This is a genomic window from Kitasatospora sp. NBC_00240, assembly GCF_026342405.1.
In the GTDB taxonomy this organism is placed as follows: domain Bacteria; phylum Actinomycetota; class Actinomycetes; order Streptomycetales; family Streptomycetaceae; genus Kitasatospora.
Map to the genome: position 1 here is coordinate 1,814,552 of NZ_JAPEMU010000001.1, position 11,305 is coordinate 1,825,856.

Consider the following 11,305-nt stretch of genomic DNA (forward strand, 5'->3'; position numbering starts at 1 on the left):
GGCCGCGCGGCCTTCAGAGGTCGGCCGGGGCGGCGCCGTGCGGGCCGAGCACGATGCCCCGGCCGGCGTAGAAGCGCGGCAGATCCGTCCAGGGGACGCGGGCGAAGGCCTGCGACTCGCCGGCGAACCCGGACGGGTTGTGGATCACCAGCTCCCGTTCCGTCGCACCGACCGCCAGCACCAGGTGGCCGCCGCGGCGGGCCGGTTCGGGCCCCAGGGTGCGGACCGCCGGGTGCACCGAGGCCATCACCAGCCGCCCGTCCGCCAGCAGTCGCGGTATGTCCTCGGCCGGCAGCTCCGGCCGGGACTCGGCGGCGAGCCCCCACCGCTCGGCGGCGTACGCGGCGAACGGCGCGTGGACCAGGCCGTCCAGCCGCTCGCCGCGACGCACGTAGGCACCGGCCGCCAGGCATTCACCCGCAAGAGTGACGGCCGGCGGCGCGACGCCCCACCAGTGGTCCAGCGCCATCCGCAGGCAGGCCATGCCGCAGAGCCGCCAGGACCAGAATTCGTACTCCTCCTGCGTCGCCGCCCCGGACTGGCCCCACAGGGGGTCGTCGGCGGCGCTCAGCTTGCCCGCGATGATCTCCCGGACCAGCTCGGGGGACTCCCACTGGGAGTAGTAGGGCACCTGGTGGATGATCTCCGCGACGGTGGTCATGGCCCGACCCTGCCACAGGCCGGCGCCGCCTTCCCGTCGAGAGCGCCCCGGACGGGGGCGCACCCGGTGGGAAGGCGGCACGAAATCGCCCGGGCGCGCGGGGACGGGAGGGCGGCGCGGGTGCTCCCACGCCCCGGGACGGCTACCAGGCGTAGTCCTCCGGGGCGGTCCGGTGGCCGGGGAAGATCTCGTCCAGCCGGTCGAGGGTCTTCCGGTCCGGCGACACGTCCAGGGCGCGGACGGCGGCCAGCAGTTGCTCCGGCGTGCGCGGACCGACGATCGGGGCGGTCACCGCCGGGCGGGAGAGCAGCCAGGCCAGCGCCAGGTCGCCGGGCTCGTGGCCGAGCTCGGCGGCGAGGTCCTCATAGGCCTGGATCTGGTCCCGATGGGCGGCCAGTGCCTCGGCCTGGCGGTCCTGGCTGCGGCGTACCCCCTGGTGCTCCTTGCGGAGCACCCCGCCGAGCAGGCCGCCGTGCAGCGGGGACCACGGGATCAGGCCGAGGCCGTAGTGCTGGGCGGCCGGGACGACCTCCAGTTCCACACTGCGTTCCAGCAGGTTGTAGCGCGACTGTTCGCTGGTCAGGCCGAGGAAGTTGCGGGCCCTGGCGGCCTCCTGGGCCTGGGCGATGTGCCAGCCGGCGAAGTTGCTGGAGCCGACATAGACGATCTTGCCCTGGGCGACCAGCACCTCCATCGCCTGCCAGATCTCCTCCCAGGGCGTCTCCCGGTCGATGTGGTGCATCTGGTAGAGGTCGATGTAGTCGGTCTGCAGACGGCGCAGGCTGGCGTCGACCGCCCGGCGGATGTTGAGCGCGGAGAGCTTGCCCTCGTTGGGCCAGGTCCCGGTCTCGCCGTACAGCTTGGTGGCGAGCACCGTCCGCTCGCGGCGGCCGCCGCCCCGGGCGAACCAGCCGCCGATGATCTCCTCGGTACGGCCCCTGGTCCCGTGGCCGCCGTAGGTGTTGGCGGTGTCGAAGAAGTTGATGCCCTGTTCGTGGGCGGCGTCCATGATCCGGTGGGCGTCGGCCTCCTCGGTGTGCGGGCCGAAGTTCATGGTGCCCAGGCACAGGCGGGAGACGGTCAGGCCCGTACGGCCGAGGTGGGTGTACTCCATGGACCACCACCCTTGTGCGGGCCGGGAGCTTTGTCCAGCACCAACTCCGGCCTGCGGCCCCGCTCCGCACCGACCACGCGGGGGTCGCGTACCGGCCACACCTGATGACCAGGCGTGACCAAGTCGCTCCGGAGCGCGTACGATGCTGCGTGCACGTCACACCTCCGGGCCCGGCGCGCCCGGACCTGGTCAGGCCGTGCCGCGCTGCCGCGCGCCGGGCCGCGGGAAGGGGAACGCCTTGGACACGGTCATCGTGCAGCTGCCCGAGCGGGCGGGGCGGCGGCCCGGCGGCACCGCGGCGAAGCCCGAGCTGCTGCGGATGGGCCCGGGCGAGAGCGCGGAGTTCGGCCGGGGCTCCCCCGGCCGGCCCGCCGCCGTCCCGCTGGACGACCAGGGCGTCTCGCGGCGGGCCGGCGAGATCACCGCGGCCGAGGACTACTGGCGGCTGTCCAACTTCAGCGCCGGCGCGACCTACGTGGTGGAGAACCTGGAAGGCGCCGGCGAACACCTCAAGGTGGCGCCCGGACGGCTCGGCGCACCGGTGCCGTTCGAGTTCTCCCGGGTGGTGCTGCCCTCGCTCGGCGGCAGCACCCACTTCAAGGTCTTCGCACCCCAACACGCCTACCTGGACGGCGAATCCGGCCCCAGCACGGGCGAGCACACGGTGAGCCCGTTCGCGCTGGACCCGACCTCCAAGTACTTCCTGGTCCTGCTCGCGCTCTGCGAACCGCGCCTGCGGTCCGCGTCCGCCGCGGTGCCGGGCGCCACCGAGGTCGTGGAGCGGCTGCGCGGCCTGCCCGGCTGCCGCGACCTGAGCAGGTCCGCCGTCAACTACCACATCGACTACCTGGCCGGCGTCAAGCTGCGCCTGCGTGAGGAGCCGGCCCCCGCCGAGGCGGGCCTCCCCGGGGCCGCCGCCCGGACCGGCCCCGTCGGAGGCAAACGCGAGGAACTCGTCGCGCTGGCCCTGCGGTTCGACCTGGTCCGCGAGGATCACCTCGCTCTGCTCCCGGTCCGCCGAACCCGCTGACCCCCGGCCGGTCGCCACCCGGCCGGCCGACGTCCGAAAGGCCCGAGCCCGTATGAACGAACTCGGCAGGCCACCGCTGGACGTCCCGGCCGGCCGGCTGGTGGCCGGCACCCGGATCACCGGCCTGATCGGGTCCGGCGGCTGGGGCAGCGTGTACGCGGCCGAGGAACTCGCCGACGGCGCACCGGTCGCGGTGAAGTTCCTCCGGCCCGACCTGCTGACCCCCGGCCAGCGCCGGACGATGGCCGACCTCGTGGAGCGTGAGGTGCGGTTCAGCCGACAGGCCGACCACCCCGGCCTGGTGCGGACGCTGCGGACCGCCACCCTCGACCGGCCCGACGACCCCCGACTCGACGGCGCCGTGGTGCTGGTGATGGAACGCGCCGAACAGAGCCTGCAGGACCTGCTCGCCACCGCCGCACCGCACACCCCGCTGCCGCAGGCGCAGCGCGTCCTCACCGAGATCTGCGCCGGTCTGGCCCACATGCACCAGCACGGCTGGGTGCACGGCGACCTGAAGGGCGCCAACATCCTGCTGATGCCGGGCGGCGCCGTCCGGCTCGCAGACTTCGGGCTGACCGCCGAACTGGAGGGCACCCACGCGTACGTCCCGCCGCTCGGCTCCCTCGACCACGTGCCCCCGGAGTGGTGGTCCCAGCGCGCCGGCAGCCGGGGCGTCCCGCTGCGGCCCGGAGCCGACGTGTGGGCCTTCGGCGTACTGGCCCACCAGGTGCTGAGCGGCGGGCTGCATCCCTTCCCCGGGGCCACCGCCCGGGCCAGGTCGCTGGCCGCCCAGTCCTACGCCCGGGGTGCCTCCCCGTTGCGGCTCGACGAGGGCGTGCCCGAACGCTGGCGCGCGCTGATCGGCGCCTGCCTGGCCGCCGACCCGGCCGAACGGGGCAAGCTCGATGCGGCCGAACTCCTGCGCCGGGTAAGCCTCCTGGCCGCGCCGCCGGCCGGTCCGCAGGCCCGCCGTCGGCCGGCCCGCCGGGCCGTCCCGCTGGTCACCGGCGGCCTCGCACTGGCCCTGGCGGTGGCCGGCGCGGCTCTCGCGGGCGCCCTGCTGCCCGGGGACGGCGACTCCCCGCCCGCCCCACCACCCGTCACCGCCGCCACCGCCACCACCGCCGGCGCCACCGTCATCGCGGGCGGCCCCGGCAGGCCGGTCGGCGCCATCCCCGAGAGCTCCGACGTCCCGGCCGGGCTGCGCGAGGTGATCACCGGGACCGCCCGGCGCTGCCCGGAGCCGGAGGTGACGCCGGCCCTGCTGGCGGCGATGCTCAAGGCGGAGAGCGGCTTCGACCCCGCCGCCGCCCGGCCGCAGTCCGACGAGTACGGGATCGCGATGTGGACACCGGCGGTCTTCAACGCCTGGGCCCAGGACGGCGACAACGACGGCGACCGGGACTACATGTCGGCGCCGGACGCCATCGTCAGCATGGGCAACTACGTCTGCTGGCTGGACCAGCAGTTCAAGCACCGGGGCCTGAGCACCGACCTGCCCGCCCTGGTCGTGGCCGGCTACCGCACCAGCGACAAGACCGTCGCCGACGCCGGGCGGGTGCCGGACCGGGTCCGGCCGCATGTCGACCAGGTGATGAAGTACCTGGCCGAGTACACCGGTTGACCCGTCGGCCGGGCGACGCGGAGCGTCCCCGCCGTGACGGTCACGACGGGGACGGTCACGACGGGGACGGTCACGACGGGGACGCTCACGGCGGGGTTCGCAGCCGGGGTGAAGCCGGTTCGGCGTCCCGGCTCAGCTCAACTCAGCTCAGCTCAGCACCAGGGGAGTCCGGGGACGGGCTCGTCGTTGCCGCCGCCCGAGAGGTAGATCACGTTCACCCAGACCCCGCGGTTGCCGCTGTCGTCGTCGGTCTTCGCGTACCACTTGTTGTGGTACGCGCCGTCGGACATCTCGGCGCCGACGGCCTGGCAGTAGAAGTAGTTGGTGCCGGCGTTGAGCGTGCCGGCCCGGACGTTGCCGCTCCAGAAGGTCGGGGCGGTCTTCCAGACGTGGCAGTTGTAGGTGCCGTTGCCGTTGTCGGTGCAGCCTCCGGCCGCCTCGGCGGCGGTCGCGGTGAGGCCCAGGGTGGCGACCCCGAGCACGGCCGCGGCGCCGGCCAGGGCGAGCTTGCGTACGGCGAACATGGTTCTCCCAGGAGATGACGTCCCGTCGAATTGGACGGGTGGTCGGTGCCGGCGCCCCGGAACGGTGCGCCCACGACCAGAGAACCAGCGCGCCCCCGCCCCCGGTACCTGACACCTGTCAGGGGTGCGGGCGGGCCCGGGCGGGCGAGCGGGCGAATGAGCGGGCGGGCCCAGGCGGGCAATCGGACAGGCTGGAGGGCAGACTCAGCGCAGCGCGTACGGCAGGGTCACCTGCACGTACTCGGCGGGCCGCACCATGTGCGGCTCCCGGCCGGCGTTCTCGTAGAGGTACCGTTCCGCCTTCGGCAGGGCGAGGTCGACGATGTCCAGCACCGAGGTCGACATCGGGTCGCCGTCGTCGCTCTGGGTCAGCAGGGCCGTCTCGCCGAAGCCCCCGAGCGCGGCCAGGTCGAGGTCGTAGGCGTCCGGGTCGCGCAGTTCGTCCAGGAAGGTGGGCGCGTTGCGGATGTAGGTGTGACGCATCGGCGCCGGCAGCCGGGCCCAGGCGCCGGGGCCCAGGGTGATCGTGTCGACGTACAGTTCGGCCGCCGCGGCGGTCTCACCGCGTTCGAGCAGCGCCCGCACCGGCGCGACCCGGGCGACGGCGTCGTCGGCGACCGGGCGCAGGTCCGGGTCGGCCGCCAGCAGGCCGACCGCCGGCGGCTCGTGCACGGCGATGCCCCGCAGCAGCGCCGGCCGGGCGGCGGCGAGGCGCAGCGCGGCCATCGCCCCGTACAGGGTGCCGACGACGAAGGCCGGCGCCAGGCCGAGGGCCTCGATCAGGCCCGCGAGGTCGGCCGCGTCCTCGTGCACCGACCCCTGGGTCAGTACTTCCTCGCTACGGCTGTGCCCCCGCCGGTCGTACGTCACCACCGTGCACTGCTCGGCCAGACCCGGCGCCACGCGCTCCCAGCAGTCCGCGTCCCCCCAGGAGCCGTGGACGAGCACCACGCTCGGCCCGGTGCCCCGGATCTCGTAGTAGAGCGCCACACCGTTCGCCCTGATCACGGCCATCGCAGACCTCCAGCCTCGGTCCCGCTCCGCCCCACCCACCAGCGTGACACAATCGCGCGCGCCCGGACGGGCCGCGCCCGACCGGCACCGGGCGGGGCGGCCCGGCCGCCGTACCGGCGGCGTCGCCGGCACCCGGCCTTCCGCCGGGCAGCGGAACCCCGGCGGGCCTCTTCGGGCCCGTCCCCGGCCCGGCCGCAGCAGGGTCGGCGGCGCGCCCGGCCGGCACCCGGACACGGCCTGAGCTGCGGATACACCTCCGAAGCGGCGGTCGCCCCGACCGCACGCCCGTCGAAGGACGGGGCGACGCGTGCATGCCTACAGTGGTTCCATGCCGCAAACCCGTGGCGGCGGAACCGCCCGGATCCCCGGGGTCCGGCGCTGGCGACCGCCGCCGGCCGTCCGGACGTGGTCCTGGTGGCTGCCGCTGCTCCTGGTCGTCCTGGCCGTGCTGCTGGACCTGGCCTTCCACAGCCGGGAACCGCTGAGCTTCCTGCTGGTCGCGGTGCCGCCGCTGGCGGCCGCCACCCGGGGCCCCCGCCCGGTCGCCGTGATCACCGCCGGCTGCATCCTGCTGGAGGTCGCGATGGCCTCCCGCCGACCCGGCCACCTCGACGAACAGCACCATCTGGCCCTGTACGCGGCCACCGCGCTGATCGGTGTCGCGGCGGTGCTGCTGGCCCGGCAGCGGGTCCGGGCCCAGGCCCGTCTGATCCGCGCCCGCTCGGTGGCGGAGGCGGTGCAGCTCACCCTGCTGCGCCCGGTGCCGGAGCGGGTCGGGCCGCTGCGGGCGGCGGGCTTCTACGAGGCAGGCGAACGCGGCGCACTGGTCGGCGGTGACCTCTACGACCTGTGCGAGACGCCGTTCGGCGTCCGGGTGATCATCGGCGACGTGCGCGGCAAGGGGCTGGACGCCGTGCAGACGGTGTCGGCCGTGCTCGGCAGCTTCCGGGTCTCCGCCCACGAGTGGGCGGATTTGAGCAGCCTGGCCCAGCGACTCGAGCTGAGCATCGCCCGCAACTCGCCCCGGGCGGCGGGCGACGCGGAGCTCTTCGTCACCGCCCTACTGCTGGAGTTCCCGAAGGGCGCAGGCGAGGTGCGGATCGTCGACCGCGGCCATCCGCCGCCCGTGCTGGTCGGCAAGGACGGCGCGCAGTGGCTCCGGACCTCCCCGCATCTGCCGCTCGGGCTCGGCTCGCTGGCCCCGGCCGACTCCGAGATCACCACCCACCCGCTCGAACCGGGCGACGTGATCGTCCTCTACACGGACGGCGTCAGCGAGGCCCGCAACACCGCGGGCGTCTTCTATCCCGTGCTGGAGCGGCTGGCGGAGCGCTTCGTGGGCAGGCACCGGCCTGATCCGGAGCTGGTGGCCGCCTTCGTGCGCTCCGACGCGGACTGCTGGTCGGTGGGCGCCGAGGGCGAGGACGACCGCGCGCTGCTGGCGCTCGCCCTGCGGCCGGACCCGGACGCCGAAAGGGCCCGGGGCGGGAGCGGCGACCTCGGCGCGGAGTGGGAGGACGAGTGGGACGAAGGGTGGGCCGAGCGATGGGACGAGACGCCGGACGGGACCGAGGTCCGGCCGGACCGGGCCCGTTGACCGTGTGCCGCAGGCCGCACGCCGCACGCCGCACGCCGCCCGGCGTTCCCTTCCCGCGTGGGCAGGCGGGCGGGCGGGCGGCGCGGGAACGCCGAAGGCCGCCTCCTCGTGGAGGCGGCCTTCGGCAGGCGGCTGCGGCGCTGCCACCGGGATCACCGGTGGTGCGCTGCGGGGTGGACTCCCGTCCGCCGCGCACGGTGTGGGTGCGAAGCGGGGGTGGACCGGGCGGGCGGAGCGCCGGTGGAGGGATCCGGGGTGCGCGGTCGCGCACCCCGGATCCCTCACCTTCGCCCCGGTTCGCCCCTGTCCGACGGCCGGGGCGCCGCGGTAGTGGCTGGTGGGGTGGTTGCGCAGGTACCGGTTCGACTTAGTACCAGTGGTGCGTCTGCCAGAACGCCCAGGCGGCGTTCGGGCTGCCGTAGCGCTCGTTCATGTAGTTCAGGCCCCACTTGATCTGGGTGGCCGGGTTGGTCTTCCAGTCCGCGCCCGCCGAGGCCATCTTCGAGCCCGGCAGGGCCTGGACCAGGCCGTAGGCGCCCGAGGAGGCGTTGGTGGCGGTGACGTTCCAGCTGCTCTCGTGGGCGACGATCTGCTTGAAGGACGCCAGCTGGTTGGCCGGGACGATCTGCGCGGCCAGGGCCTGCGCGGAGGACGCCGGGGTGGTGGCGCCGGCGACGGTGGGCGCCACGACGCTACCCAGGGCGGCGATACCGGCGGCGGACACGAGCACGGCGGCCGAAGCACGCAGGCGGGTGGAGAAAATGCGCATGGAAAGGTGATCCTCATCGGTTGCTGCGCTCACGTCCGCAGGTTCCGCACGGCCGGACAGGGGCTCGTACGTCGGGACGGAGCGCTGGGCGTCCGCACGGGGCGGAGCCTGGCGAAGGAGATTCGCAGCGGGACAGGTGCTGCGGTCTCTGGCGACTCCGCAATTGTTAGCGGGCCCGACGGCGGCCGCCAAGACCCCCTTGCTACGACGGCCGGTCGTAGCCGACCCCGGGATCACCGGTCCGAAATCCCTCCCGGGTACCCCTGGCCCACCCCCTCAAACCACCCATTTCCGACAAATGCGGCACTCGGGTTGATGTCTCCCACCTGCACGGATTCTCCGTCGACCCTTTAAACCTCGGCAATGACCAAATCCTGGCCGGCTCCACCCCCGCCGAGACCTCCGCAGCCGGGCCGAGGATCAACTATCCGACTCCGTAGTCCCCGGGGGCCTGTGAGGACCCTCACCTCGGCAGTGCCTGATATGTCCGAATTTGCGACCGGTGGAGGGGAGGTCCAGACCTCCGGGCGCCCTCGAAACGACACCGCCGGCCACCCCGAATCCGTCCGTCGGGACCCGATCACGCCCCGAATGCACCGCTCGGTGCGCACAGGCCCACCGAGCGTGTCCGTCGCCGCCTCTGCGCACTCACCGTGGCCGCCTCGGCGGTCGACCCCGGCCCGCCCCGAGTCACCCCGGCCCACCTCGAGCAGCGCCGGGCCACCCCGGTCAGCGCCGGTCAGCGCCGGTCAGCGGTTGAAGGTGTCGATGCCGGCGATCTGCCACACCTCGCCCCGGCGTACGGCGTCGACCGCGAACATCGCGGCGGCATAGGTGCTGTCCCCGGCCTCGGCGGTGTCGGCGGTACTGGTGCTGCGCTGATCGGCATAGATCAGCACCCGGGCCCGGTCCCCCTCGATCGTCTCCACCCCGCCGCCGGTGACCGTGGTGGTCAGCACCAGCTTCTGCTGCGGGGCCTGCGCACGGACCTCCGCCAGCATGCCCGCGTACTGCTGCACCGCCGCACCCACCAGCAGCCGCTTCGCGGCCTCGTCGCTCCTCGCCGGATCCGCGTAGGAGTAGGAGAAGAGCGCGTTGACCGCCTGCGAGACCGCGCCCTTCACCTCGTTGGTGCGGGCCGGGTCGGCGAGCGCGGCATTGCGCACGCCCGGGGCCGACCGCAGATCCGCGGCCGCGCCGAGGGCGACCGCCGCGAAACCGCCCAGCAGGACGGTCAGCAGGGCGAGCGCGACGGGGACGAGCAGCCGGCGGTGGCGGTAACCGCCGGACGGGACCGCACCGGCCCCGGCGTCCGTGCCCTCCCCCGTCCCCTCCCCCGTGCCCTCCCTGGTAGCGGCAGCCGTCCGGCCGCGCAGACGCGCGCCGAGGCCGACCGGCTGGTCCCGGCCCGGGACGGTGATCGGTGCCAGGTCCGGAGGGTTCACCTCACCTCGGGCCGGTCCGGGCCGGCTGCCGAGGCTCCTGCCGACCGCGTCCAGACGGCGCCGGCGGTTGACCAGGTGGCGGGTCGTCGACATCAGCGGTTCTCCTCTCGCCTGCGGTTCAGTGGCCGGCCGGCTGCTGCGGGGCGGACGGTGCGGCCGTCGGTCGCGGAGCCGTCGGCCCGGGCGACCCCCCACCGGCCGGCAGCTGGGCGGCCGTGGCCGACGGCGGGGATCCCGGCGGCTGCGAGGCTCCGGACGACGGCCCGGCCCCGGCGCTGTCGCCCATCGGCGCCTGACCGAGAGCGCTGAGCTTCCACCCCCCGGGCGTGCGGGTGAGCTCGCCGAGCATCCGGCTGTCCTTGCTCGCGGGCGCGCTGTTCGGCACCTGGACGGTGATCCGCAACGCGATCATGACGGTGGCCCGGCCGGCCCGGTCGTCCAGCTCGGTGACTGCGCCGGAGAGCGCCCTGGCGCTGGTGACCGTCTGCGCCTGCCGGACCTGCCCCTCGAACTTGGCTCTCCCCTGGACGAGTTGATCGTGCAGATCCCCGGTGGTGGAACTCTCCCAGAGGTCCAGACCCGGGCCCAGATCCCGGTGGTCGAGGGTGTTCATGTTCTGCGCGGCCTGCTCGCCGGCCGCCAGCACCGTGTCCCGGGCCCGGGCGTACGCCGCCGAGTCGTCGTGCGCCGCCGCGTACCAGGTCCAGCCCGACCACAGCGCGGGCCCGGCCGCCAGCGCGGCCGTCGCGGTCGCCACCAGGACCAGCGGACTCCGCCGCGACTTCCTGCTGCCTTCGCTCATCCGTTCCTCCCCTACCGTGCCTTGAGGTCGGTGATCCGCCAGTGGCCGCCGTCCAGCCGGGCGGACACCGACAGTTGGGCGGGGGCCACGGTCGCGGCCCTGCCCTCGCGTTGCGAGACCTGGTCGAGGAAGACCAGCAACTGCGCACGGTCGGCGGTGAGATGGACAACGCCGGCACGGACCACCCGGGTGCTGAGCGTCAGCTTCTGCTCGGCCACGCGCTGCCGCAACTCCGTCATCAGGGCCCCGTACTGCTCGGCAGCGGTGGCGTCGAGCAGCTCCTGCGCCGCCCGGGCCGTGGCCTCGGTGTCCGTCGGCCCGTACGAGAACACCTTGCTCAACGACGTGCCGACGTCGCCGGCCACCCGGGCCGCGGCCGCGGTGTCGGTCAGCGCCAGATCGGCGGTGTCCGCCGAACCGCGCAGCTGGGCACCGAGCCGGAGGAACCCGCCACCGGCCGCCAGCAGCAGGACGAGCACCAGCGCAAGCAGCACCCGCTGCCGGCGCCGCCGCGCGGGCGGCGCCTCCTGAGCGGCCGGCTCCTCCTCCTGGCCGACGCTGTCGGGCTCCTCGGGCAACCGGGCCGACGGCGCGCCGGACGGGGCGCCGGCCTCCTCCTCGGGCAACCGGGCCGACGGCGCGCCGGGCTCCTCCTCGGACCGGCCGGGCGACGCCGGGGCCGGATTCCGGACCTCTGCTCTGCTCACGCTGGGACGTCCTCT

General features: G+C 74.6%; 10 protein-coding genes and 1 pseudogene. 3 read left to right on the forward strand and 8 right to left on the reverse strand.

Annotated elements, in window-relative coordinates:
• Nucleotides 1–13 precede the first annotated feature (13 nt).
• Nucleotides 14–661, reverse strand: coding sequence for a C39 family peptidase (locus OG689_RS07530; RefSeq protein WP_266318821.1), 648 nt, complete (start codon nucleotides 659–661; stop codon nucleotides 14–16).
• Nucleotides 662–803: 142 nt separating this feature from the next.
• A complete protein-coding gene (locus OG689_RS07535) occupies nucleotides 804–1,775 on the reverse strand; it encodes an aldo/keto reductase (protein ID WP_266318822.1) in 972 nt (323 codons plus the stop codon).
• A 238-nt stretch (nucleotides 1,776–2,013) separates the two neighbouring features.
• Between OG689_RS07535 and OG689_RS07540 the strand changes: the two genes are divergently transcribed.
• Both OG689_RS07540 and OG689_RS07545 read left to right on the forward strand, forming a co-directional pair.
• Nucleotides 2,014–2,805, forward strand: coding sequence for a serine/threonine protein kinase (locus OG689_RS07540; RefSeq protein ID WP_266318824.1), 792 nt, complete (start codon nucleotides 2,014–2,016; stop codon nucleotides 2,803–2,805).
• Nucleotides 2,806–2,857: 52 nt separating this feature from the next.
• Nucleotides 2,858–4,432: a serine/threonine-protein kinase gene (locus OG689_RS07545; protein ID WP_266318826.1), complete on the forward strand. Its 1,575-nt coding sequence runs from the start codon at nucleotides 2,858–2,860 to the stop codon at nucleotides 4,430–4,432.
• A gap of 152 nt (nucleotides 4,433–4,584) precedes the next feature.
• Here OG689_RS07545 and OG689_RS07550 read toward each other — a convergent pair whose 3' ends face one another.
• Complete coding sequence (locus OG689_RS07550) at nucleotides 4,585–4,956, reverse strand: hypothetical protein (protein ID WP_266318827.1); 372 nt, start codon at nucleotides 4,954–4,956, stop codon at nucleotides 4,585–4,587.
• Between the two features lie 204 nt (nucleotides 4,957–5,160).
• Nucleotides 5,161–5,970 carry an alpha/beta fold hydrolase gene (locus OG689_RS07555; protein ID WP_266318828.1) on the reverse strand — a complete coding sequence of 270 codons (810 nt, stop codon included), beginning with the start codon at nucleotides 5,968–5,970 and terminating at the stop codon, nucleotides 5,161–5,163.
• Between the two features lie 328 nt (nucleotides 5,971–6,298).
• Between OG689_RS07555 and OG689_RS07560 the strand changes: the two genes are divergently transcribed.
• On the forward strand, nucleotides 6,299–7,567 hold the full coding sequence (locus tag OG689_RS07560; RefSeq protein ID WP_266318830.1) for a PP2C family protein-serine/threonine phosphatase: 1,269 nt from the start codon (nucleotides 6,299–6,301) through the stop codon (nucleotides 7,565–7,567).
• 367 nt (nucleotides 7,568–7,934) lie between these two features.
• Here the strand turns inward: OG689_RS07560 and OG689_RS07565 are convergent, their stop codons facing one another.
• From OG689_RS07565 to OG689_RS07580, 4 genes and pseudogenes are all read right to left on the reverse strand, one after another.
• Entirely contained in the window at nucleotides 7,935–8,336 is a 402-nt protein-coding gene (locus OG689_RS07565) for a transglycosylase SLT domain-containing protein (RefSeq protein ID WP_266318832.1), read from the reverse strand.
• Between the two features lie 749 nt (nucleotides 8,337–9,085).
• Complete coding sequence (locus OG689_RS07570) at nucleotides 9,086–9,874, reverse strand: hypothetical protein (protein ID WP_266318833.1); 789 nt, start codon at nucleotides 9,872–9,874, stop codon at nucleotides 9,086–9,088.
• 178 nt (nucleotides 9,875–10,052) lie between these two features.
• Nucleotides 10,053–10,583, reverse strand: a pseudogene (locus OG689_RS07575) (hypothetical protein); the annotation flags it as partial.
• 11 nt (nucleotides 10,584–10,594) lie between these two features.
• The gene (locus tag OG689_RS07580) at nucleotides 10,595–11,290 is read right to left on the reverse strand and encodes a hypothetical protein (RefSeq protein WP_266318834.1); all 696 of its coding nucleotides are present in this window, start codon (nucleotides 11,288–11,290) and stop codon (nucleotides 10,595–10,597) included.
• Nucleotides 11,291–11,305: the final 15 nt, after the last annotated feature.

What these genes read in the sequence shown, in the direction of transcription:
- OG689_RS07570 (WP_266318833.1), bottom strand. Translation starts at nt 9,874, where the DNA reads ATGTCGACGACCCGCCACCTGGTCAACCGCCGGCGCCGTCTGGACGCG.
- OG689_RS07560 (WP_266318830.1), top strand. Translation starts at nt 6,299, where the DNA reads ATGCCGCAAACCCGTGGCGGCGGAACCGCCCGGATCCCCGGGGTCCGG.
- OG689_RS07565 (WP_266318832.1), bottom strand. Translation starts at nt 8,336, where the DNA reads ATGCGCATTTTCTCCACCCGCCTGCGTGCTTCGGCCGCCGTGCTCGTG.
- OG689_RS07545 (WP_266318826.1), top strand. Translation starts at nt 2,858, where the DNA reads ATGAACGAACTCGGCAGGCCACCGCTGGACGTCCCGGCCGGCCGGCTG.
- OG689_RS07550 (WP_266318827.1), bottom strand. Translation starts at nt 4,956, where the DNA reads ATGTTCGCCGTACGCAAGCTCGCCCTGGCCGGCGCCGCGGCCGTGCTC.
- OG689_RS07530 (WP_266318821.1), bottom strand. Translation starts at nt 661, where the DNA reads ATGACCACCGTCGCGGAGATCATCCACCAGGTGCCCTACTACTCCCAG.
- OG689_RS07535 (WP_266318822.1), bottom strand. Translation starts at nt 1,775, where the DNA reads ATGGAGTACACCCACCTCGGCCGTACGGGCCTGACCGTCTCCCGCCTG.
- OG689_RS07555 (WP_266318828.1), bottom strand. Translation starts at nt 5,970, where the DNA reads ATGGCCGTGATCAGGGCGAACGGTGTGGCGCTCTACTACGAGATCCGG.